Origin of the sequence: Blochmannia endosymbiont of Camponotus sp. (assembly GCF_023586365.1) — a bacterium.
Lineage (GTDB): Bacteria > Pseudomonadota > Gammaproteobacteria > Enterobacterales > Enterobacteriaceae > Blochmanniella.
Genome location: NZ_CP097759.1, coordinates 222,563 through 247,809 on the forward strand (window position 1 = coordinate 222,563; position 25,247 = coordinate 247,809).

The 25,247-nt window shown below is 30.1% G+C and carries 21 protein-coding genes; 4 read left to right on the forward strand and 17 right to left on the reverse strand.

The genetic code is table 11. The annotated features are described in order from the left end of the window. Window positions 1–4: 4 nt before the first annotated feature. The 3 genes from M9407_RS00920 to ychF all read left to right on the forward strand — a co-directional run bounded on the left by M9407_RS00920 (window position 5) and on the right by ychF (window position 2,968). Window positions 5–955 carry a ribose-phosphate pyrophosphokinase gene (locus M9407_RS00920; protein ID WP_250237294.1) on the forward strand — a complete coding sequence of 317 codons (951 nt, stop codon included), beginning with the start codon at window positions 5–7 and terminating at the stop codon, window positions 953–955. A 248-nt stretch (window positions 956–1,203) separates the two neighbouring features. Beyond that, on the forward strand, window positions 1,204–1,806 hold the full coding sequence (pth, locus tag M9407_RS00925) for an aminoacyl-tRNA hydrolase (RefSeq protein WP_250237295.1): 603 nt from the start codon (window positions 1,204–1,206) through the stop codon (window positions 1,804–1,806). Window positions 1,807–1,891: 85 nt separating this feature from the next. Continuing rightward, a complete protein-coding gene (ychF, locus tag M9407_RS00930) occupies window positions 1,892–2,968 on the forward strand; it encodes a redox-regulated ATPase YchF (protein ID WP_250237296.1) in 1,077 nt (358 codons plus the stop codon). Window positions 2,969–3,075: 107 nt separating this feature from the next. Here ychF and M9407_RS00935 read toward each other — a convergent pair whose 3' ends face one another. Together M9407_RS00935 and gpmA are read right to left on the reverse strand one after the other, a co-directional pair. Beyond that, a complete protein-coding gene (locus tag M9407_RS00935) occupies window positions 3,076–3,786 on the reverse strand; it encodes a Bax inhibitor-1/YccA family protein (protein WP_250231063.1) in 711 nt (236 codons plus the stop codon). 190 nt (window positions 3,787–3,976) lie between these two features. Then, window positions 3,977–4,672: a 2,3-diphosphoglycerate-dependent phosphoglycerate mutase gene (gene gpmA / locus M9407_RS00940; RefSeq protein WP_250237297.1), complete on the reverse strand. Its 696-nt coding sequence runs from the start codon at window positions 4,670–4,672 to the stop codon at window positions 3,977–3,979. A 282-nt stretch (window positions 4,673–4,954) separates the two neighbouring features. Between gpmA and pgl the strand changes: the two genes are divergently transcribed. Continuing rightward, window positions 4,955–5,962, forward strand: a complete 1,008-nt coding sequence (pgl, locus tag M9407_RS00945) for a 6-phosphogluconolactonase (protein WP_250237298.1) — start codon at window positions 4,955–4,957, stop codon at window positions 5,960–5,962. 1,072 nt (window positions 5,963–7,034) lie between these two features. On the opposite strand, the gene ybgF is transcribed toward pgl, so the two are convergent. From ybgF to M9407_RS01020, 15 genes are all read right to left on the reverse strand, one after another. Next, a complete protein-coding gene (gene ybgF / locus M9407_RS00950) occupies window positions 7,035–7,820 on the reverse strand; it encodes a tol-pal system protein YbgF (RefSeq protein WP_420022291.1) in 786 nt (261 codons plus the stop codon). 7 nt (window positions 7,821–7,827) lie between these two features. Further along, complete coding sequence (gene pal / locus M9407_RS00955; RefSeq protein ID WP_250237300.1) at window positions 7,828–8,355, reverse strand: peptidoglycan-associated lipoprotein Pal; 528 nt, start codon at window positions 8,353–8,355, stop codon at window positions 7,828–7,830. A 60-nt stretch (window positions 8,356–8,415) separates the two neighbouring features. After that, window positions 8,416–9,735 (reverse strand): Tol-Pal system beta propeller repeat protein TolB, encoded by a 1,320-nt coding sequence (gene tolB / locus M9407_RS00960; protein WP_250237440.1) that lies wholly within the window; start codon window positions 9,733–9,735, stop codon window positions 8,416–8,418. A gap of 119 nt (window positions 9,736–9,854) precedes the next feature. Beyond that, window positions 9,855–10,562: a cell envelope integrity protein TolA gene (gene tolA, locus M9407_RS03320; RefSeq protein WP_320411917.1), complete on the reverse strand. Its 708-nt coding sequence runs from the start codon at window positions 10,560–10,562 to the stop codon at window positions 9,855–9,857. A gap of 84 nt (window positions 10,563–10,646) precedes the next feature. Next, window positions 10,647–11,072 carry a biopolymer transporter ExbD gene (locus M9407_RS00970; protein WP_250237301.1) on the reverse strand — a complete coding sequence of 142 codons (426 nt, stop codon included), beginning with the start codon at window positions 11,070–11,072 and terminating at the stop codon, window positions 10,647–10,649. After that, window positions 11,041–11,787, reverse strand: a complete 747-nt coding sequence (gene tolQ, locus M9407_RS00975; RefSeq protein WP_250237302.1) for a protein TolQ — start codon at window positions 11,785–11,787, stop codon at window positions 11,041–11,043. Before tolQ ends, M9407_RS00970 begins: the two co-directional genes overlap by 32 nt. 341 nt (window positions 11,788–12,128) lie before the next feature. After that, entirely contained in the window at window positions 12,129–13,019 is an 891-nt protein-coding gene (gene sucD / locus M9407_RS00980) for a succinate--CoA ligase subunit alpha (protein ID WP_250237303.1), read from the reverse strand. Further along, window positions 13,003–14,181, reverse strand: coding sequence for an ADP-forming succinate--CoA ligase subunit beta (sucC, locus tag M9407_RS00985; RefSeq protein ID WP_250237304.1), 1,179 nt, complete (start codon window positions 14,179–14,181; stop codon window positions 13,003–13,005). The genes sucD and sucC overlap by 17 nt, the downstream gene beginning before the upstream one ends. Before the next feature lie 114 nt (window positions 14,182–14,295). Then, window positions 14,296–15,543 carry a 2-oxoglutarate dehydrogenase complex dihydrolipoyllysine-residue succinyltransferase gene (gene odhB / locus M9407_RS00990; RefSeq protein WP_250237305.1) on the reverse strand — a complete coding sequence of 416 codons (1,248 nt, stop codon included), beginning with the start codon at window positions 15,541–15,543 and terminating at the stop codon, window positions 14,296–14,298. Between the two features lie 22 nt (window positions 15,544–15,565). Beyond that, entirely contained in the window at window positions 15,566–18,430 is a 2,865-nt protein-coding gene (locus M9407_RS00995; protein ID WP_250237306.1) for a 2-oxoglutarate dehydrogenase E1 component, read from the reverse strand. A gap of 193 nt (window positions 18,431–18,623) precedes the next feature. Further along, complete coding sequence (locus M9407_RS01000) at window positions 18,624–19,370, reverse strand: succinate dehydrogenase iron-sulfur subunit (RefSeq protein WP_250237307.1); 747 nt, start codon at window positions 19,368–19,370, stop codon at window positions 18,624–18,626. Between the two features lie 16 nt (window positions 19,371–19,386). Beyond that, window positions 19,387–21,165 carry a succinate dehydrogenase flavoprotein subunit gene (gene sdhA, locus M9407_RS01005; RefSeq protein WP_250237308.1) on the reverse strand — a complete coding sequence of 593 codons (1,779 nt, stop codon included), beginning with the start codon at window positions 21,163–21,165 and terminating at the stop codon, window positions 19,387–19,389. Beyond that, complete coding sequence (gene sdhD / locus M9407_RS01010; RefSeq protein ID WP_250237309.1) at window positions 21,166–21,513, reverse strand: succinate dehydrogenase, hydrophobic membrane anchor protein; 348 nt, start codon at window positions 21,511–21,513, stop codon at window positions 21,166–21,168. Next, entirely contained in the window at window positions 21,489–21,896 is a 408-nt protein-coding gene (sdhC, locus tag M9407_RS01015) for a succinate dehydrogenase, cytochrome b556 subunit (protein ID WP_250237310.1), read from the reverse strand. Before sdhC ends, sdhD begins: the two co-directional genes overlap by 25 nt. Before the next feature lie 1,544 nt (window positions 21,897–23,440). Beyond that, complete coding sequence (locus M9407_RS01020) at window positions 23,441–25,099, reverse strand: phosphoglucomutase (RefSeq protein ID WP_250237311.1); 1,659 nt, start codon at window positions 25,097–25,099, stop codon at window positions 23,441–23,443. Window positions 25,100–25,247 lie beyond the last annotated feature (148 nt).

Here is a 25,247-nt window from a genome sequence, read left to right on the forward strand (position 1 = left end):
TGAGATGTTCCTGAATATGAAACTGTTTACTGGAAATGCTATTCCAGAATTAGCCCAATGTATTGCTAATAGATTATACATTAATCTCGGTAAGGCTGCTGTTGGTCGTTTTAGTGATGGAGAAGTAAGTGTTCAAATTAATGAAAACGTGCGCGGTGGAGACGTGTTTATTATTCAATCGACTTGTGCTCCAACAAATGATAATTTAATGGAATTGATTGTTATGGTTGATGCATTAAAACGCGCGTCAGCCGCTAGAATTACTGCTGTAATTCCTTATTTTGGGTACGCTCGTCAAGACCGAAGAGTGCGATCTGCTAGAGTACCGATTACTTCTAGAGTTGTAGCAAATTTTTTATCTAATGTAGGAGTGGATCGTATTTTAACGGTAGATTTACATGCTGAACAAATACAAGGATTTTTTGATGTGCCAGTGGATAATGTTTTCGGGAGTCCAATTTTATTAGAAGATATGATGCAACAAAATTTTAATAATCCTATTGTAGTATCCCCAGATATTGGAGGGGTAGTGCGTGCTCGTGCTATTGCAAAATTACTTAACGATACTGATATGGCAATTATAGACAAACGAAGGTCACGCGCTAATATTTCTCAAGTTATGCATATTATTGGAGATATATGTAATCGTGATTGTATATTGGTAGATGACATGATTGATACTGGAGGAACATTGTGTAAAGCTGCAGATGTTTTGAAAGAAAGAGGCGCTCGCCGAGTGTTTGCGTACACTACCCACCCAATTTTTTCTGGCGATGCTTATGAGAATATTCAAAATTCTATGATAGATGAAATTGTTGTCTGTGACACTATTCCGTTAAAACCAAAAATAAAATCTTTATCTAATGTGCGCGTGTTAACTTTATCTGGTATGCTTGCTGAAACAATTCGGCGCATTAGCAATGAGGAATCAATTTCTGCTATGTTTGATCATTAATAAGATTATGTTTGTATATTTAAGAATGTTGATATATATAAATATTGTGTTTTTTTCTGCATGTTAATCGTTTTACTGTTGTTTTAATGATAGAGGATTTAGTGTAATATTAAAGTATATATGATGAAAATATTAGAGCGATTTATATATATATAAATACGTGTGTTCAAGTAAAAATATTTTTTTAACGTATATATTGGGGTTAATTAAATTTTAAATTTATAAAATTGCGTAGTGGTGTATTAATAATGACTATTAAGCTTATTGCTGGATTAGGAAATTCTGAAACAAGTTATTTTAATACTAGGCATAATTTTGGTTCCAGATATGTCAAATCTTTAGCAACAAGATATAAAGTGATACTAAATAAAAATACTATATTGTGTGGATATATTGGGCAGTTAAAATTAGAAACCAATATTGTGCATTTATTAATACCAGATTCGTATATGAACAATAATGGACTTTCAGTATCTAAATGTGTTGATTTTTATCAGTTATGTCCACAGGAAATATTGGTTGCACATGATGATCTTGATCTACCACCTGGTGTAATGCGTATTAAATTAGGTAAAAACATGAATAACAGTCATCGTGGCGTGAAGGATGTCATTGTTAAGCTTCACAATAAATATAATTTTTATCGTTTACGTATTGGGATAGGGCATCCTGGTAAAAAAAGTAAAGTCATTGATTTTGTGTTAAATAAACCGACTATTTATGAGAAATATAGGATTGACCATATAATTAATGAAGCAATACTACATACTGAAAGTATAGTTAATAAAAAATTTATTAAAGTCATGAATCAGCTGCATGGCCATAATCCTGACGTTTTACGGAAATTTTAATTTAAAAAATATTTAATTTAATTATAAAAATATTGATTGCACATGAATTTAAATATGTATTTTTTTTTGATTGTTAAAAAATTTTATGCAGATTGATTGTGGTATTATTGGATTACCGAACGTGGGCAAATCTACTGTGTTTAGTGCATTGACTAATGCGCCTGTTAAAATAGCTAATTTCCCTTTTTGTACCATTCATCCCAATATATCTGTGGTTCAAATACCTGATCTGCGTATATATCAATTAACAGATATTGTTTCGTCACATGAAACAATACATGGTAAGATTAAATTTGTAGATATTGCTGGTTTAATAAAAGGAGCCGCTCAAGGTATTGGGATAGGGAGCAAAATTTTAAATCATATTCGAACAACAAAAATATTGTGTCATGTGGTACGTTGTTTTGATGACAACCAAATTGCTCATGTTTTTAATGATATAGATCCTTGTAGAGATGTGGGGATTGTTAATACTGAACTTATATTATTTGATATTTTGCAGTGCGAACAAAGTATTTGCAATTTACAAAAAAAATATAAACTTATTAACGAAAATATTGAACAGCAGTTATTCGTATTAAAAAAATGTTTGGATTATTTATATGATGGAGTTTTTTTGAGGAGGGTACATTTTTCTAAGACAGAAAGAACGCATATTGAAAAATTTAATTTTCTAACTAATAAACCAATTGTTTATTTTGCTAATGTTGACGAAAAATCTGTTGCGAATAATATTTATTTAAATAAATTGAGCGCATTTGCATCTAATGATGGCATACCATTAATCTCATGTTGCGCAATGTTATCTTTGTTAAATAATAGAGATGATCATGTTAAAATAACTATGAAACCACGAACAACCATATTGTATGATATGGTTAGTGCCATTTTTTCTGTGTTGGATTTGTGTACTTTTTTTACTATTAATTTACATATGACACGTGCTTGGATATATGTAGGGGGAATGACTGCATTAGAAGCAGCTAATAAAGTACATAGTGATTTTAAAAAGGGTTTTATTCGTGTTCAAATTATTAAGTTTGATGATTTTATTCTTTATCATGGAGAATTAGGTGTAAAGAAAGCTGGTAAAATATGTTATGGAGGTAAAGATTATTGTGTGAAGGATGGAGATATATTGAAGTTTTTATTTCAAGTCTAGTACATTATCTTAGAAAATTTGGCTGCATTACCACAGCAATAGATCGGCCTATTTATTTATCTAAACAAATAGGCCGATCTATTGCTGTGGTAATGCAGCTATTATTGTTAACGGCGATTTCCAAAAATACGAACTATCATTAAAAATAAGTTAATGAAATCTAAATATAAAGTTAATGCTCCTATAATCGAGTATTTGCGAAATTGATCTTGATTATCTATAGATAAAGATGCTCCTATAGATTTGAGTTTTTGAGTATCATACGCAGTTAAACCAACGAATATAATAACACCAACATATGTAATAAGCCACATTAAAGCTGTATTTTTCAACCATAAATTGACCATTGAGGCCAGTACTATACCAATTAAAGCCATGAATAATAAATTACCAAAACTGCTTAAATCTCGTTTAGTGGTATACCCATATAATGTCATTGCTCCGAACATACCGGATGTTACGACAAACGCGCTAGATATAGATGACGTAGTATACAGTATGAATACACTGGATAAAGTTAAACCTGTTAACATTGAATATAACATAAATAAGGTAGTTGCTAAAGAACCGCTTAATCGTGTTACCATACCAGACAGAACAAATACTAATGCTAGTTGACCAACAATTAAACTAAAAAATATTATTTGATTGGCAAATAATAATTGAAGTATTGCTGGAGTTCGGGAAGCATACCAAGCAACAAAGGCTGTTAACAATAATCCGCAAGACATCCATCCAAACACTTGCAAGATATATGGTTGTATTGCGTTATTAACTCGTTCTGATACTGTGTTTTGAAAACGGGGAAATCGATCCATACTTATCACCTTAAAAAATAATTGAAATAAAAAATTTTATGTGCATTATATCGCAAGCAAATCATGTGATCAACAAAATGTTTCATAACATCATTTTAAAAATAAGCGCGAAGTTCAAATGAACATTAAATAATTGCATATTTTATTTTATCAAAAGTAATAACTAAAAAAATAAACTATTCTTTAATAATTATTTTAAATAATAATGTTGAATAGGATGTGCGTTCTTGTCAAATTCATATATTAGTGGAACACCTGTTGGTATATTAATTTGAAATATTTCTGATTCGTTTAAGTGATTGAGAAATTTTATTATAGCGCGGATGGAATTTCCATGAGCAACAATAATAATTGTTTGATCTTTTTTGATACGAGGTATTATGGATTGGTTCCAACAAGGGATTACTCTTTTTAAGGTTAGCGCTAAACTTTCACTACTGGGTAATTCATCAGCACTGAGGTTAGCATAACGATTATCATTTGTTGCGATAAACTGGTTATTTTCAGAAACATTTGGAGGAGTAACGTTGAAACTGCGACGCCATTTTTGAATTGTTTCATAACCGTATTTTTTTATAGCTTCATCTTTATTTAATCCTTGCAGTGCCCCATAATGACGTTCATTTAGTCTCCAAGATTTTTCTATTGGCAGCCATGTTTGATTTAATTGATCTAATATAATCCATGAAGTATGAATTGCTCGTTTTAATACTGAAGTATACCCATAATTAAAAAAAAATCCATTTTTTTTTAATATTTTACCAGCGCATTTTGCTTCATCGCGTCCTTTCTCTGATAAGTCTACATCAACCCATCCAGTGAATCGATTTTCTTTGTTCCATTGACTTTCTCCGTGTCTTATTAAAACCAATTTAGTTATATGCATAATTTTTTCTCTTATTTTTTTGTTTACGAATATATGAAGTTAATTATATACTGCTGTTTTAGATCGGCTATTTAATTATATGATACGTAATATTGAAATCAACTTAAATTGTTAATATATGCATATACGAATAATATTTTTTGTTCTGGTATAGTTTAAAGTGATAATTTTTATGAATTATATAAAATTAGAATAGGTTTGTAGTTCTATATTAAAATACGGTTGTATACAGTATGTATTTTAATTTATATTTGATATACCCGTTATAAAATGAATAAATATATGATACAAATTGTTTATGTAGCGAGCCCGGAAAGTCAGCAAATTCACGTTTGGAAATTAGACAGTATTTATGGGCTATTAGAATTAATGCAGGTCATAGATACTCCCGGACATGCGCAACCTATGGCGGTGCATCCTAATAAACGATTTTTATATGTTGGAATACGTCCCAATTTTGGAATTACTACTTATCGTATCAATCAGACAGGGTTGTTAACAGATAATGGGACAATTGAGATCTTCAGTAGCCCCACTCATTTGATTAGCGACAAAAAGGGTGAATTTTTGTATTGTACATCTTATAGGGATCACACAGTGAGTGTGATCCCTATAAGTATGTCAGGAATGCTTCTTAGCAGTCCTATACAAAGTATAGAAGGTCTGTTAGGGTGTCATTCTGCAAATATAGATAAATTCAAAACATTACTTTGGGTTCCTTGTCTACAGGAAAACGCTATTAGGTTATTTAAGATAAATTCATTTGGAATGTTAACACCATACGATCCATGTTTTATTAAAATTAATATTAGTTCTGGCCCGCGTCATATGACTTTCTATGGTTTTGATTGTTACGCATATGTCGTTAATGAATTAACGAGTACTGTTGATGTTATAAAATATGATAATTTTCAAAAAATTCCAAGTATCGTTCAAACAGCAGGTATAATTCCTAAAAACATCAGCACTAACAGATGTTGGGCAGCTGATATACATATCACTCCTAATGGACGTTGGTTATATTGTTCTGATAGATCTGTTAATATTATTAGTTGTTTGGAGATATCTAAAAAGACAAAAAAATTGAAATTTGTTGGTTATCAACTCACTGAGGAACAGCCGCGTGGTTTTGCAATTGATTGTCAAGGAAAGTTTTTAGTGGTCGCAGGTCAAAAATCAAATTATATCTCTTTATATGAAATTGATTCAGATAATGGAAAATTAACTATGTTGTCTCGTTATTCATCAGGACAGGGTCCTATGTGGGTTAATATTATATCGTTGCATTGAAAATGAATATACAACAAAATTATTTATCCTGATACAGTGATAATCAGGTAAAGCATAATTTTTGTAAATTTAATTTTTTATGTATTTATTATAGATTAATAGTAAATTTATGTGAATAAATCTGTTTTTTTATATTTGCATTAAGAACATAGAAACCACAATCTGATAAAATTGTCGTTTAAGTATGTTGTTTATAAGTATAAACACAAGTTTTATCATTATAAAATAATAAAATTTTTGATTCTGTCTTATTATAAGTGTAATAAAAACACAAAAACTTTTGTTGTATTTTGTCCTTTCCTTATGTTTGTTTTGTCAGATTTTATCGCTGATAATCCTCAAAATTTATAATGTACTTTGTTTTTCAAGTAAAGTGTATAATAGAATAGGGAAGAGTGAAGGCAAATAACGTAAGATAGGATTTTTTGTTTTTACATCTATTATGATTGTTTGTGATTATTTTTGAATTATATAATTATCATAAATATTCATCTTGAGTAATCAAATCTACAGATTTTATAAAGATTGTAGATATATTAAATATTTTTTAAACAAGAGAACATTTACTTGTTCTAAGTATTTTCGTTAATTTTGTTGCGAGCAACATGAGTATACTCATATATTATATAAGTATGTGTTTTTGATTAGTATATAAATTAATTGAATTTTTTTTAAATATTAAATATGATATTTAATATAATAAATTAGCCTAATTAATTGTGTGCGCAATAATACACATATTAAATTGTGATATCTATATACATAGAATTATATTTAGATTATATTGTTTCTATTAAAAATATCTGTTATCTCCAGATATTCGCATTTTTATATAAAATATAATAAGAGTATTGTCAAAAATAAATAAAATAATATATCATAGTGATAAGAGTTGATTAGATCGCTTCAATTGGTTAAATAGTTTGAATTGTATGTATAAGGTTGTGGTTTCTATTATTTTAGAATAGAAAACTTTGTGTTAACTAGAATTAAAAAATTAAAGTAGATTTTATTTGTCTTATATTTTCTAATGTACGAGAGATATAAAATTTATTTTAAACAGTAGTTTTTATTATGATAGGTGTATTAGACGTTTTTGAGCTTGTTTTGCTGCAGTGCTATTAGGATATAATTTGCCTACTTGTTTATATATTGTCTTGGCTTTGTCTTTTTGTTCTGTTTCTTGCATGATAATACCGATTTTTAATAATGCATCTGATGCTTTTAATGATTTAGGATAATTTTTTACGACTAACGCAAAATGATGAGCAGCGTCATGTTTGTTACCTTTATTATAATAAAGCTGTCCTAGCCAATAATGCGAATTCGATTGGTAGATTGATTCTGGATGATTTTTTATAAAATTCTGGAAAGCCTCTATTGCTTGATTATATTGTTTTTTTTCCAATACTAATGATACTGCTTGTTTATATGCAGTATCTACATCTATTATCGTTGCATTATTTATTTTTTTGGATTTTTGAATGTCTGAGTAACTAGATAATTTATCAGGAATGTTGTTAGAATAGCGTGCATTGTTGTGTTTATTTGGAATATTATTGGTATGTTGTGATGCTAGTTGATTATCTATAATTTCTGATATGCGATGTTGTATGTCTTGAATATGTCCACGTAAAATATCAATATCTCTCTGATTTTCAGATAATTGTTGTTGCATTTGAATTAAGCATTGACTATGTGCGTCATATATCTGATGTAATTGATTGATGCGTTGATTGCTATCTATCTTATGATTTACATCTTTAGCATATACGATATTATTATTTATAATATTAAAATGTATCATCAGTATGATGATTACATCTAGTTTACATAAAAATAGTATGAATTTAATCATATGGATATTATTTATATATTAATACAACACGTCTATTTTTAGAATAAGCTTCTTCGTTTTGTCCTAATACAGCTGGTTTTTCTTTACCATAAGATATAGTTAATATTTGTTCAGATAATACACCTTTACTTTGGAGGTATGATTTTACAGAGTTAGCTCGACGTTCACCCAATGCAATATTGTATTCCGGAGTGCCACGTTCATCAGCATGACCTTCAATTTTAATGTGTTGTGATGGATTGTTATATAAAAAATTTGCATGGATATTTAATGAGTAAAAAAACTTAGAAGGGATATCATATTGATCTAAAGGAAAATAAATAACATTACTGGATTTTAATTCTTGTGTTTTTAATTGTATTTGTTCATCGACTACTCTATTATTTTTCATATTAGTATGTTTAAAACGATTTAATCCAATATTTTTTTGATTAGGAGTAGCAGTATCGTATTGAGATAATGAGGAACATGCTGTCATCACCACGCTCATGCTTATGGCGGATATTAGTTGTTTAAAAAAATTGTTTGGTTTCATTTATATATCCATTGTTCATTATTTTTAAATTGTTAATTGTAATGAAAATAGTTATTTATCTTATTCTAAATATAATGGGGACCAAGTTGGAAATCTTATATCTCCTTGATCTCCTTGTATATGAGCTTTAAAATGACCATCAATAGAGATTAATTCTAAATTGGATGTTGCTGTTAAATTCCTATTAATACTACTGTATAGTACCATGGTATTATTGGGAGCTATACTAGGAGTATCAGCCAACAGTGTATCTGTTAATATTTCTTCTTGTCCAGTTAATAAATTTAATTTAGCAATATTTTGTTTGCCTTGATGTCTATTCACCATGATTATGAATGTCCCGTCTGAACTAACAGTTGGGTTTTGATTACTAGTATGTAGCCAAGATAATCTTTGAGTTTCAGCAGTTTTAACATTAATTTTATATATTTGTGGACTGCCTCCTTGGTCTGAAGTATAGGCTATATTTTGATTATCCGGAAACCAACTAGGTTCGGTATTATTATTTCTATTTTTAGTTAATTGTTTAATTGTCCCAGATTCTAAATCCATAATATATAAATTTAAACTACCTGTTTTAGATAAAGAAAAAGCTAATTTTTTGCAGTCGGGAGAAAAAGCAGGGGCGCCATTATGGTTTGGGAAACTAACAATATTATTAACTACCCCGGTGTTTAATGTTTGAATGATAAGTTCTGAATGGCCGGAGGCAAAAGTAACATAAGCAATTTTTTTTCCATCGGGAGACCAAGCTGGAGACATTAATGGTTCTGTCGATCGGCAAATTGAAATTTGATTATGACCATCGTAATCAGAAATATATAACTCATAGGGATATTGATTATTATGAATGCGCAAAACATAAGCAATACGTGTACAAAATGCACCTTTTATACCGGTTAACTTTTCAAAAATTTCATTACTTATAGTATGGGCTACATAGCGTAGCCATTTTTTTTCTACTGAATATTGATTTTCTGAGATTATTAACGCAGGATTGCTAGAAGTATCTATTAAATGATATGAAATAATATAACTTTCATCGTAATTTATATGTACTGTTCCCAATACAATAATGTTAATACCCAGTTTCTCCCAAAAAGTTGGGATGACATCAGATACTTTGGTAGGTTTATGTGGTAAATATTCTACGGGAATGGTATTGAATTTACTGCTATTGCGTAAATCAGCAGCTATTATTGATGCTATATCTTCAATTGATATTGATTTGTTATGCTGATTACTAACACATATAAAAGGTATTACAGCGATGGGGTGTGCAGCATTTACTCCGCATGTAATTTCGATATGCATATCTGCAAGTAGAGCAGGTTTCCATGAAAATATAATTAACACTATTGATAAAAATATTTTTTGCAACCAATGTGGTAGTTTATGAGTTTTTTTAATTATTAAATACATGAAAATTTTATAGTGAAAATAGATTATTTAATGAACCAACATATTATTATTATTTTGTAAATGTGTAAATATTTTGTTTATTGAGGAGAAAAATTTAATATTGTGTTTTTAAATATTTCGTAAATATCTGAATTTGGTGGTTTAGGAATTTTTGCTAATTTAGCGGCAATGACTGCTGCTTGGCATAGATCGTAATCTCCAGATATAGCGGTTACTGATAGTAACGTACCGTCAGGTGCTAATTTGATGCGTAGATTGCATTGTTTACCAACATAATGAGAAAAGTTATAAAATTTTTGTTGTATTGATTCGCTGATCATACGCTTATATATATTAATTTCATTATTTTTAATAATTTCGTTTGAAATATTATTTTTATTATCATTTTTTTTTGTTGTTAAGTTTAATGTAAGTTCTTTGTTATTTTCCATAGATTTTTTTTTGTTAATTAATGTATTCAGTAAATTATTGAGTTCGTTAGAATCATGAGATTGATAATTTAATTTATCATATATTAGTACATTTTTTTCTACAGTATTTTGATTGTTCTTTTTAGGGGTGTTGGACAACGTTGGTCCCGCTAATGGAGGCTGTGTTTCTGTTATTTTGAATCGATTTGATTGATTTTGATTATTGTTTTTTTCTGTTTTCGGATTAGAGTTTTGAATGAAGGTATTGATTGAATTTTTGTTATTATCTATTTTAGTAGCGTATCGTTGTTGTTTTGTCATTATGTGTTTGTATAGCAACAAAGAAACGATCACATGCACAATGATTGATATCATAACAGCGGATCTAAATTTTCTGTAATATTTATTAAACAAATTTAATAATTATCATCCCAGTTATGTAAGAGTGTCGTTACGTATTCAAATAGAAGGATTTGTTATCATTCCAATTGAGTGTATACCGATATGATTTAATAAAGTCAATACTTTAATTATTTCGTCGTATTCTACAGTTTTTGAAGCAGCTATCAGACACGTTATATTAGGAGTGATGTGTGTTTGATAACTTATCTCTGATGAAATTTGGTCTAAACGCACTTTCTCTACATGTTTATTATTAATAATGAGATTATAAAATCCCATGCCTAAAATTTCAATAGTAATTATAAGTTTTTCATTATTGATAATATTTGGTGTTACTTGACTATTTGGTAGATTTACTTCAAAGCTTTGTATCCATTTAGATGGTATTAACATAAAGATCATTAAAAGAACTAGTAATATGTCTAAAAACGGTATGATATTAATATCAGACTTAATCGTGTTTCTGATACGTTTTCTCTTCATATTGATTTTCCTTGTTTAACGCAGAATCAATATTAAAAAAAATCTGATGATATAGAATCGTAATAAATTCTTCTATAAAGTTGTTATAATCTTGATCCATATTGTTTATTTGTGCAGTTAAGTAATTAAATGCTATAACCGCTGGAATAGCTACAAACAAGCCAATCGCTGTAGAAATTAATGATTCCGCAATACCTGGTGCAATAATTTCTATATGAATCATCTGAGTGGCAACATTGTTAGTCGTTGTTTTACCTAGTTCTATAAAAACGTGTATAATCCCTAATATGGTTCCAAATAAACCAAGGTATGGACTAACGGATCCAATTGTACCTATTAATGGAATATAATCTTCTAACGATTTTAGCTCTATATTTATTGCAGTATGCATATTATCCAGGGTTCTAGACATCATTGTTTCAGGTGAACAATGTTTTGTTTGATATAACTTAGAAAATTCTTTAAAACCTACGTAAAAAATTTGTTCAACTCCATTTAATGTATTACGACGAGCTGCAGCTTTTTGATATAAACTAGATAAATCTATTCCAGACCAAAATTCGTTTTCAAATACTTTTAATTTTCGCTGTGCTGAACTTAGCACGAAGACACGATGGAAGATAATACTCCAAGATAAAACGGAAAACCCAATTAATACGAATATACTAATTTGTACTAAAATATTAGTTTCTAAAAATAAGTCAAAAATATTCATATCAATTTATTTAAATTAAATATTATATAAAGGGCAATTGCAACGTTATTATCATAGAGAGTCTTTATTATTATGAAAGTAATTTAATTCTTAAGATAATATAATCGTACACACATAACAGTTATAAAAGGTAGTTATTGTAAATAATCTGTTAACTAACATATAGTTTTTAAAAACGTATTATAGTAAAATATTACTTAATTTTTATAAAAAGTGAAATAAGATAAAAACAAAAAATGATCACATTATCCATTCAGATATAACCACAATAGTATTAATTGTATTTAACTCACTATTACCATGATTATTAATAATGTATCAGATACATTCAGACATGTTGTTTATATATATTGTGTGTATTGTTGTTTGTCAATGGATTTAATAAATTGACCAATGTTAACAAAGTTATCTACGATATGTACTCCTGATTTGGATAAAATTTCGTATTTTTCATGAGCAGTGCTACCAATTCCAGAAATAATAGCGCCTGCGTGGCCCATACGTTTCCCTTTAGGAGCGGTAGTTCCAGCAATATATGCAATCACTGGTTTTCTAATATATTTATTAATGTATGTTGCTGCTTTTTCTTCAGATCTACCTCCTATTTCACCAATCATTACCATTAATGATGTTTTAGGATCTTGTTCAAATAATGATAATATATCAATAAAATCAGAACCAAGTATCGGGTCACCTCCAATTCCGACGCATGTGGACTGACCTAATCCAAGGTCAGTTATTTGTTTTACCACTTCATATGTTAAGGTACCTGATCTGGATACAATTCCTACGCAACCTGGGTTATGGATATCACTTGGCATTATCCCAAGTTTACACTGGCCTGGAGTAATGATTCCTGGGCAATTTGGTCCAATCATACATGTATTATGTTTTTTTAATTGTTGTTTTATTAATAACATATCCAATATTGGAATCCCTTCGGTAATACAAACAATTAGTTTAATACCAGCATGAATTGATTCTAAAATTGCATCCTTACAGAAAGGAGCAGGCACATAAATAATAGAAGTCGTCGCATTAGTGCTATTTATCGCTTCACCAACGGTATTAAATATTGGCAATCCAAGATGGGTGCCCCCCCCTTTCCCCGGGGTAACTCCGCCTACTATTTTAGTACCATAGTTTAATGCTTGCTGAGAATGAAAACTGGCGTGCTTGCCAGTAAATCCTTGACAAATTATTTTTGTATCTTTGTTAATTAAAATTGACATTTTTTAATTTCACCGCAGTTACAATTTGTTGAATTGCATAAATTAAATTATCGGTAACGATAATGTTGAGTTTGCTATTAATCAATCGATTAGAACCTAATGTAGAATTATTTCCCTCTAACCGAGCTACGATAGGGATATGTTTTGTGGTACATCTGGATAATAATACAGTTATGATACATTCAGCAACTAAATCACAGCATACAATTCCGCCAAAAATATTTATGAGTATTGCTTGCACTTTAGCATCTTTTAAAATCATATTAAAAGCTGATATTATGCATTCTTTATTAGCACCTCCTCCGATGTCTAAAAAGTTAGCAGGAATCCCCCCCAATGATTTAATTACATCCATAGTAGCCATTGCTAATCCAGCGCCATTGACCATACAGCCAATATTCCCCTCTAAGGGAATGTAATTGATAAAATTCAGCATATCGATTGGTTTATTTATCGCGCATGTATTTAATAATTCTGATTGTCTAAATATAGCATTATGATCTACTATCATCTTGGCATCTAAACAACAAAAATGATCGTCATCAGTAATAGCTAATGGATTAATTTCAATTAACGTTAAGTCATTTTCTAGTAGCATACGTGTTGCGCTGACAATAATTCTGGAAAATTGATTTATTTTGGCTCCAGATAATCCTAATTTACATGCTAATATCCGTCCTTGATAAGGATATATTCCGACTGAAGGATTTATAACAATTTTATGAATAAAATTAGGCGTTTTTTGTTCTGTAATTTCAACATTCATACCACCTTGCGTAGAAGCCATACATATTATTTGGGATTCATCTCTATCAATTGATATGCTTAAATAAAATTCTTGAACAATTTTTACAGCTGGTTCTATTAAAATAGAAGTCACTAATTCCCCGATATCGGTGGTTTGATATGTCACCAATCTATTGCCAAGCCATTTATTAGCAAAAGATAATATATTTGTCGTGGAGTGCACAACACACACTCCTCCTGATTTCCCACGTCCTCCTGCTTGCACTTGACATTTTACTACCCATGGTCCATGACCTATGCTATTCGATATAATATAGTGTTCTATATCGTTTATAGTAGCACATACAAAACCTGTCAAAACAGGTAAATTGTATTTTGCCATTAATTTTTTTGCTTGATATTCATATAAGTTCATAATATGTGATCGTGCGTATTGTAATTGCTTAAGATTAAGATATTAATTTAGTTAATAGTAATGTGCTAATTTGTTAAAAATATAAAATGTACTTATACATACACATATGTATTATTATACTTCTAAAAACAAGCGTGTTGGATCTTCTAACAACTCTTTGATGTATACTAGAAATCTTACCGAATCTTTTCCATCTATTAATCTATGATCATATGATAATGCTAAATACATCATAGGTAATATTGCTATCTGTCCATCTTGAGCTATGGGTCGGTCTTTTATTGCATGCATACCAAGAATTGCGCTTTGTGGAGGGTTAATAATAGGAGTAGACATTAATGATCCAAAAACTCCACCGTTAGTAATGGTGAAATTACCCCCACTTAATTCTTCAATTGTTAGTTTTCCGTCTCTCCCTTTTTCAGCTAAAGATTTTATATTTTTTTCTATGTCGGACATGCTTAATGTATCAATATCTCGTAACACTGGTGTAATTAAACCACGTACTGTAGATACTGCAATACTTATATCAAAATAATGATAATATACAATTTCTTCTCCATCAATGGATGCATTGATTTCAGGAAAATGTCTCAAGCCTTCTAAGACCGCTTTTACATAAAAAGACATGATTCCTAATGTAATTCCATAACGTTTTTCAAATAATTCTCCATATTTTTTTCGCAGTTTTATGATGGGTTGCATGTTTACTTCATTGAAAGTAGTTAACATAGCCGTAGTATTAGTAACAGCTAATAGGCGTTCTGAGATTTTTTTTCGTAATCGATTCATTACAATACGTGTTTCTTTGCGATCGTTTTTCGTATTTTTTATGTGACGATGTGCTACTACATTTTCATTATTTTGTTGATCAATATAGTGTGGTTTTTTTTTGGAATGAATATGTGCTTCTATATCTTGACGAGTTAGACGTCCTTTTATTCCGCTACCTTGAATATTTGTTAGTTGTAAATTATGCTCTGCTATTAATTTGCGAATAGATGGAGTTAAAATGTTATGATTTTCGTTATCTTGAGTAAGAATATGTTCTTGAGATGCCACTGATGTAGTAGATTTTTGGTCTTGAAATATTTTTTTTGTATCTTTTTGAGAAACACATTGATCAATATTTAGACGGCCTAAAATTTGTCCGGATACTACTATTGATCCTTCTTGTTCTGAAATTGATTCTAATATTCCTGTGTTTGGGGCAGGAACTTCTAACATAATTTTGTCTGTTTCTATTTCCAGTAAAATATCATCTTGTTTAACTGTATCTCCTGACTTTTTATGCCAAACAGCAACAGTAGCGTCTGCAACTGATTCGGGTAAATTCGGAACCAAAATGTCAATACTACTCATTTTCTATCCTTTTTTAAAAAAATTAATTTAGATTTAACGCATCGTTAATTAATTTTTTTTGTTGTTGTTGATGCACTGAAAAATGTCCTACTGCAGGCGCAGCAGCATCAGGACGTCCTATATAATTTAATGTAACATTTGCAGGTATTATGTTGTGAAGACAATGTTGTATGTAATACCAAGCTCCTTGATTTTTAGGTTCTTCTTGACACCAAATAAAATCTTGTACATTCGAATAAGAAGCTAAAATAGCTTGTATATTTGTATAAGGAAAAGGATATAGTTGTTCAATGCGAACAATAGCTATGTTATATTGTTCATTTTTACGTCGTTGAATTAATAAATCATAATATACCTTTCCAGAGCATATTATCACACGTTTGGTTTTATTTGAAGCGATATTATCATCTATTTCATTAAAGCCCGTTTTAAATGATCCATATGCTAAATTTTCTAATGAAGTAGCTACCATAGGATGTCTTAATAAAGATTTTGGTGATATAATAATTAGTGGCTTTTTAAAATTAATATCGCATGTTGCTTGTTGGCGTAATATATGGTACATTTGGTCTGGGGTGGAAGGCACACAAATGTGTATATTATGCTCAGCACACAATTGTAAATATCGTTCCATACGGGCAGAAGAATGTTCCGGTCCTTGCCCTTCATATCCGTGAGGCAAAAGCATTACTAAACCGCATAATTGACCCCATTTTTGCTCACTGGAACTGATGAATTGGTCGATAACAATTTGCGCTCCATTAGAAAAATCTCCAAATTGCGCTTCCCAAATAATTAACATATTGGGCGCCAAGCTGGCATATCCATATTCGAATGCTAAAGCCGCTTCTTCGGATAATACGGAATCCCAGATAAAAAGAGACCCTTTTTTATTTTCTCTTGTATTAATAAGGTGTATTAAAGGGATATATTTCGTACCATTATTTTGATCATGTATTACAGCATGTCTATGAAAAAAAGTTCCGCGAGCAGCGTCTTCTCCAGATAAACGAATAGAAATCCCTTGATCTAACAAAGTAGCGTATGCTAGAACCTCTGCTGCTCCCCAATCAAACAATCTATTACCTAAAGCCATCTCTATTCTTTCGTGATAAATTTTTTTTACTCTAGAGTGCATAGCGATACTCGATGGAATATCATTGATGCGATAGGCTAAATTTTTTAAGTATTGGGTATTTATTTTGTTAGCATGCAGAAGATTTTTATTTTTATGTAAACTATTTGTATGTAAAGAGGTACGAATATGCACTGGTTTCCATTTATGCAGAACGCAACATTCTTTTTCCAATTTTTCACGATATGTATCTCTCATTTGAGCAATTTCACTTGTATTTATAATTCCATTTTTATTTAAAAAATCAGAATAAATATTAAGTAATGTTGGATGATTACGAATTTTTTTATACATAATAGGTTGAGTAACACTTGGTTCATCAGCTTCATTGTGTCCGTGTCTACGGTAACATACTAGATCAATTATTACATCACGTTTAAACATACTACGAAAATTTAATGCGGCGCGGGTAACATAAACGACTGCATCTACATTATCTGCGTTAACATGGAATATAGGAGCTTGTATCATTTTTGCAATATCTGTACAATGTTGCGTAGAACGAATGTCGTGAATATTTGATGTTGTAAATCCTACTTGGTTATTTATAATAATATGTACTGTGCCTCCTACATCATAAGCACGAGTTTTAGACATATTAAAAGTTTCTTGAACGATGCCTTGAGCGCTAATTGCTGCGTCTCCGTGTATTGTGATTGGAAGCGTGATATTGCATGTTTTTTCATTATGATGAATCGATTCTTCTTTAAGCAACTGATCAATCCGAGCTCGAGTGCATCCCATGATTACTGGGCTAACAATTTCTAGATGAGAAGGATTACATAATAAAGATAAATGTATGATCTCCTCATTAACTGTAACATCTGAATAAAATCCTTGATGATATTTTACATCACCACTACCGCAAGTAGTATGGTGTTTATTAGAAAATTCGTTAAACAGATCTTGAGGATTTTTACCTAAAATATTAATTAGTACATTTAGACGACCACGATGGGCCATACCTAAAAATATTTCTTTAATATTATGATGACAAACGGAGTAACGTATAATCTCTTTTAACATAGGGATTAAAACATCACCTCCTTCTAATGAAAATCTTTTAACTCCTGGAAATTTTACTCCTAAATAACGCTCTATTTCTTCTGCCGAAACAATTTCTTCAAGAAATTGTTTTTGCTCTTCATCATGAAACTTAAACATGCCTGCTGTGGATTCAAAGTGATTCTGAATCCACAGTATTATATTTATATCAAGAATATGCATATACTCAATACCTATAGGCCCACAATAAGTTTTTTTAAGAAACTCATATATTTCTAACAAGGTCATTGATTCTTTGTTTATTCCAAAATGGGTTGTATCGAATTTTCTTTGAAGATTTTGTAAAACGCAATTATAACTCTCTAAGTCTAAAAGATAGTTTTTGTATTCACTGTTCCGTAACTGTAAAGGATCTAATGCAGCACATTGGTGTCCATATATTCTGAAGGAATTTATTAATTGTAATATCTGTATATAAGTAATATTACTACAAGTATTAGCTTGCACATGTGAATCACGAGATGCAATGTTGTGTTTTAATTCGGAATACGTATTATTTTTTAAATTATCAGAATATTGATCGTCATAATTGTTTTCAACAGATAATTGTTTAAAAAATCTAATCCAACTAGAATCTATGGAATTGGGATTTTTTAAAAAATTCTTATAAATTTGTTCTATATAAGATTGATTGTTTTTTGATAAATAAGAGGAATTTAACCAATTTTTTAGTGTGTCACTATACATTTTAAAATCCTTGTATTTTATTAACTACTCAACATTAAGTAGTTAGTTTAATAAATTATTTTTTATATTATAAATAATTAGTTGCTAATTTTATTAGCTACTGCAATCCTATACATAGATATATATTTTCATTTTATTTAGACTGTTATTTGTATATTATTTTAAATTGTGTTTTATAATTATTGTTGTGCTCTTAAATGTTATGTATGCCAATTAAATTTTTTGCTAATATTCGTTTAATATGACCTATAGCCTTGGCTGGATTTAACTTTTTAGGGCATACATTAACGCAATTCATAATGTTATGACAACGAAAAACACTAAAAGAATCTTTTAGGAGTTCCAATCGTTCTTGATCATTAGTATCACGACTGTCCATTAAAAATCGATATAAGGTCAATAATCCGGCAGGACCAATAAATTTATCTGGATTCCACCAAAAAGAGGGACAGGAACTAGAACAACATGCACATAATATGCATTCATAAGATCCATCTAATTTAGAGCGTTCTTCTGGAGATTGTAAATGTTCGTGAAGAAATTGAGGTTGTTGATTGAGACGGTCATGTATTAAAAACGGTTGTACTCTTTCATATTGAAGAAAAAATTGACTCATATCTACTACTAAATCACGAATTATTGGAAATCCAGATAATGGACGTACCACAATTGCATTCTGATGATTACTATTATATAATTGCTTTAATGAAGTAATGCATGCCAGATTGTTCGTACCATTTATATTCATGCCATCAGAACCACATACTCCTTCTCTACAAGAACGACGAAATGTTAAAGTTGGATCTTGTTCTTTTAATTTAATTAAGGCATCTAATAGTGTCATATTTTTTGCGTGTAATAAATTAAGCGTATAATTTTTCATGTAGGCATTTTTATTGATTTCCGGGTGATAGCGGTAAATGGAAAATTTAATTTTCATATTTAAACTCCATTTTTTAATAAACACGGGTTTTCGGAGGAAAAGGAGAACGAAATTTTGGTTGCATATTCACATTACGACGAATCATAATGTCATTTTTTGGTAAATATAACGTATGACACAACCAATTTTTATCATCACGCATGGGAAAATCATAACGACTATGAGCTCCTCTGCTTTCGGTTCTAAAAATGGCAGCCATAGCAGTCACATAAGCAGTTTCTAATAAATTATCTAATTCTAAACATTCAACACGTTGTGTGTTGAATGTATAAGATTTATCTGATAAAATCGCGCAGTTTAATCGGTTACGTATTTCTTTTAGTTCTTGCAATCCTTTCAGCATTTTTTGCTCTTCTCTAAAAACAGAGAAATTGTTTTGCATGCACGACTGCAAATCTTGGCGTATCGTTACTGGATTTTCTGTTGCACTCGATTTACTGTTATTCCAGCGAATATAGCGAGCTAATGATCTTTCTATATCAGAATTAGTAGGACCCCGAGCCGGCCATTCTTCTTCTGATAAATACGCTTGTATATATGTTCCTGTAGCATGCCCGAATACAATTAAATCTAATAAAGAATTTCCACCTAGTCGATTAGCTCCATGTACTGATACACAGGCAGTTTCTCCAACTGCAAATAAACCTGGCACTATCGTATCTGTACCTGCGTTGTTTACAGTAATCACTTCTCCGCGCACTGTTGTAGGAATACCACCCATCATATAATGGCAAGTAGGAAATACTGGAATTAACTCTTTTACAGGATCTATATAAGAAAAAGTACGCACTAATTCTAAGATCCCAGGTAATCGTAACTCTAATAATTCTTTTCCCAAATGATCTATTTTTAATTTAACATGAGGACCGCATGTACCCGAATAACCTCGACCTTCTTGAATTTCCAACATAATTGCTCGAGCTACCACATCTCGTCCGGCTAAATCTTTTACATTAGGAGCATAGCGCTCCATAAATCTTTCTCCTGCAATATTTAAAAGATACCCTCCTTCACCACGACATCCTTCACTTACTAAGATCCCGACGCCAGCTATTCCAGTGGGATGAAATTGCCACATTTCCATATCTTGAGCAGGAATACCTGCTCGTAATACCATGCCAATTCCATCCCCTGTGTTGATATGGGCATTAGTGGTAGATTGATAAATGCGCCCTCCTCCTCCAGTTGCAAGCACTGTAGCACGTGCTTTAAAATATGCTAATTCTCCTGTTTCAATAGAAAAAGCAACACAACCAAGTATTCTTCCATCTTGATTTTTTACTAAATCTAATGCGTACCATTCTGAAAATATAGTTGTTTTGTTCTTCAAGTTTTGTTGATATAAGGTATGTAATAGCGCATGTCCGGTACGATCAGCAGCTGCAGCAGTACGTGCTGCTTGTTTTTTTCCATAATATAAAGTTTGTCCTCCAAATGGACGTTGGTAAATACGACCATTTTTTAGTCTAGAAAATGGTAACCCCATATGTTCTAATTCCAGAACTGCTTTAGGTCCTGTTTTGCACATATATTCAATAGCATTTTGGTCTCCTATGTAATCAGATCCTTTTACGGTATCATACATGTGCCACTGCCAATCATCTTCGTGATTATTACCGAGAGCAACCGTAATTCCTCCTTGAGCAGATACTGTATGTGAACGTGTAGGAAAAACTTTAGATATTAAGGCGCAAGAAAACCCCATTTTAGAAATTTGTAATGCAACTCGCATACCCGCGCCGCCAGCTCCTATAACGATAGAAAAAAATTCTTTAACTGGTATCTGATGCATCTATACACTCCAAATGATAATCATTCCAAAAAATAAGTATGCGAACAATATAAAACCGGTTATCCACGTTCCTAATTGTTTTAATACAGGTAGCGTTATGTAGTCTTCTAGTATGTGACGTATTCCAATCCAAGTATGACTCAGGGCAGATAATAAAGTCATGATACTAAATATTTTAGTGATGTTTTTGCTGAAAAAATCGTACCATTTATCATAAGATAGGTTGTTAGAAGAAATAATAAAAATAGAAATATACACAATGTATAACAACATCCAGACGGCTGAAACTCGTACTAGCAACCATTCGTGTACCCCGTGACATTTTAAGATTGATTTAATGGATACCATATTAAAATTCCAATGAAAATAGACAACAAAATAGTCAATATAAATATAATTTTTGCGCTAATTTTACCTATTAGTAACGTTTGATTTAAACACCCGAAATCCATTAATATTTGACGGATACCAGCAACTATATGATAGCTCAGTAAAATCGTAACTATCCAAAATATAAACTGAAAAATATAATGATTCATTAATAGAAACCGATGAATTTTGCAAAATTCGTTACTGGAAGATAAAGATAACTTTAATATCCAAAGAATTGGACCAATTGTTACGAATAACAGAATTCCGGATATTCTGTGTAAAATAGAAGCAATAGCAGTAATGGGAAATCGTATAGTTCTGATATTTAAATATATCGGTCTTTGATTTTTTTTAATCATATAAACACTCTTAAATATATAATGGTAAAACATATGCTTACAAGCGTCGCACAGTACATCCTTAAAACATCATAAAACAAAAGATAATATATGATATCAAGATAGATTATTGTTATAAGTTTTATCTTATAAATACAATCATAATATATATATATATATATATATCTAGATTACGTTAATTTGATTCAGTATTATAACAAATGATTAGATTAAGGAGAATATCACATTCTGTATATTATTAACAATTTAATAATATTAAAAAATTTAGAATTGAATTCGCGGTTTTTTAATTTTTAAAAAGGGTATATATACGCAATAACGAGGTGAGGTAGATCATAAATTTTTTTATTCTGCTTAAAAATAATTATAAAAAATAATTAAATTTAAATTTGAGGAATATTTTACTAAAGTATTGAGTTTTAGCGCATAAAATCTTTTTGCCACTCTAATGCTGAACAAATTAATATACTAAAATATTTATTAATTACATTAGATATCATTATACTTGAAGATATCGTCGATAGTCATATTCGATCGAAAGTGGCATAGCGTTTGAATAATAAGAATACTGTATTTCATTGCGTTAACAGTATTGATGTTTTTACTTTTAAACAATTTGCAGTGTTTCAAAATAAAAATATTAAAATATAAAATAAGTTGTTTTTTATACTGAGCTTAGTATGTATAGTCTTTGGTTTTTATGCATGCATTTATTTATACACTTAATTTTAACATTCGCAACGGATCTATATTCTATATCTAAAATATGGTTTAATGTAATTTAAAGTAGTTTATTGTGTAATTTTAACATATATAATTGATTCTTCAAATAATGATTTGGATCACATATGTGATCATTTCAACACAAGATCACCAAATCTATTTATATATGCAAAATACTGTTGATACAATATATAGATAATTGCTATCTCAAGATAGTAATGACTACATTATCATATATGAGGAGAAGTTGAATAGTCACATACTTAAATTATGTATTTATGTGCTTTAGCGCATCAAATATATCGAAATTAATAGCTAAATCATATTTTCAATATAAAACCATTAAAATAACTATCATATTAGAATATATTCTTCAGATGATCTATATTTTATTGAATACAGCATTGATTTAAAATGTATAGCTTTATCTAAGAATAGCTTCAAAAAATATGATGTTGAACACCTATATTTACAGTGATTTATTTTATAATAAGGAATTTTAAACATAAAAAATGTGTTTATTTTTATGAAAATACGCTTAATATTAATATTATTTAATAATATAGTAATCAATGACGTTGATGATGAATGTATGTTCATTATTTTTGTACAAAAATAATGAACATACATTTTATCTTAGAATCCTAAGTGTTCATAACAATAATGCACATTACATATGTTCTATATATAATGTAAGATATAATTTTTTTATTTATATCTATTTCGTATTATTGTTGATTAAGGTATCGTTATTATTAACAATAAAGACTAATAAACTGTAGTTATCGCGTAATTGCTGTATTTAATTTGTATCTTGTATATTAAGATTGATTGATGATATTGTCGATGATACTTATTATTTCTTTTTCAATCTTTTTTCTATGAGAAACACTTAAAAAGCTTTCGCAATAAATTTTGTATATTGGTTCAGTGCCTGATAATCGACATGCCACCCAACCATTGTGGGTGATAATTTTTACACCATCCATGGATATTTGGTTTTTTAATGAACCCATATTTATGATTCTAGTAATAGGATCACCTGCTAATTCTGTCATATTAATTTGATTGAATAAAGCGTTGGAGATGATGGATTTTTGTGTGTAATTAACAGGTAATTGAATACGATTATAATTGGATATACCAAAATTTTGAACTAATTGATCATAATACTTTTGTAAAGATTTGTCACTAATAGCAATTATTTCAGCCGCTAATAGACACATAATTAATCCATCTTTATCAGTGGACCATGGAGAACAATAAAAATCTAAGAAAGATGCTCCTGCGCTTTCCTCACCTGCAAAACCAAATAAACTATTAAATAATCCTCGTACAAACCATTTAAAACCTACTGGTACTTCTATCAATTGACGAGAAAGATCGTATGCTACGTGATTCATCATAGTACTAGATACATAAGTTTTTCCTATGAATAGTGAACGATTACGCCACAATGGGCGATTATTAAAAAGGTAATGTGCTGCAATAATAAGGTAATGATTAGGTTTTATTAAACCAAGAGGAGTAATAATTCCATGCCTATCACAGTCTGGGTCATTAACTAAAAGCAAATCAAAATTAGCATGTGATTTTAATACTCCAGCCATTGCAAATTCAGAAGAGCAATCTAATCGAATAGAGCCGTCATAATCAAGATGTATAAAACTAAAAGTTTTATCAATTTTTTCATTGATTAAATTTAAATCTAATTGATAAAATTGGGCAATGTTTTGCCAATAATCTATACTTGATCCACTTAGAGGATGTACTCCCAGTTTCAAACCGGATGTTTTTATGGCTTGTATATCAATTATTGTAGATAATTTTTTTACATAATTTTGAATGAAATCTTGTGTGTGTATATAACCGCTTTTCCAAGCGTTTTTTAACGTCATACGGTGTACGTGTTGTAAATTATTCACTAAAAATTTATTAGCGATCTCTTCAATTGTGTGAGTTATATTAGTAGGAGCAGGCCCCCCGTATATTGAATTATATTTTATACCGCCATCTTCAGGTGGATTATGAGAAGATGTAATGATGATACCATCAGCTTTTTTTGAATGATTATTATGATGATTTTTATTATATTGAATGATAGCATGGGAAATAACAGGGGTTGGAGTATAACCATTATTTTTTTGAACAATCACATCAACAAAATTAGCCGCTAATACTTCAAGTACAGACATAAACGCTGGTTCAGAAAGAGCATGCGTATCTTTTCCAATGTAACATGGCCCAGTTATACCTTGTTGTGCGCGTACTTGTACAATCGATTGACTAATTGCTAATACGTGTGCTTCATTAAAACTGTATCTCTGAGAACTACCACGATGACCTGAAGTACCAAATACAACATTATGAGCGCCATTACTCGGATCGGGAGATAAAGTATAATATTGTGTTATTAATCGAGATGTATTAATAACTTCATTATGTGACGCTAGTTGTCCAGAGTAGATATGATTTTTCATGAGGAAATCTCCTAAATTAATTATTTTATGAAATTTTTAAAAAATATTGTGATCTCTCTCATAGAGTCTATCGGGGTACTATAATTTGTGGTCTTTAATATATAAAGAAATATTAAAATATGTTTTGATGATTGCATTAGATTTAACC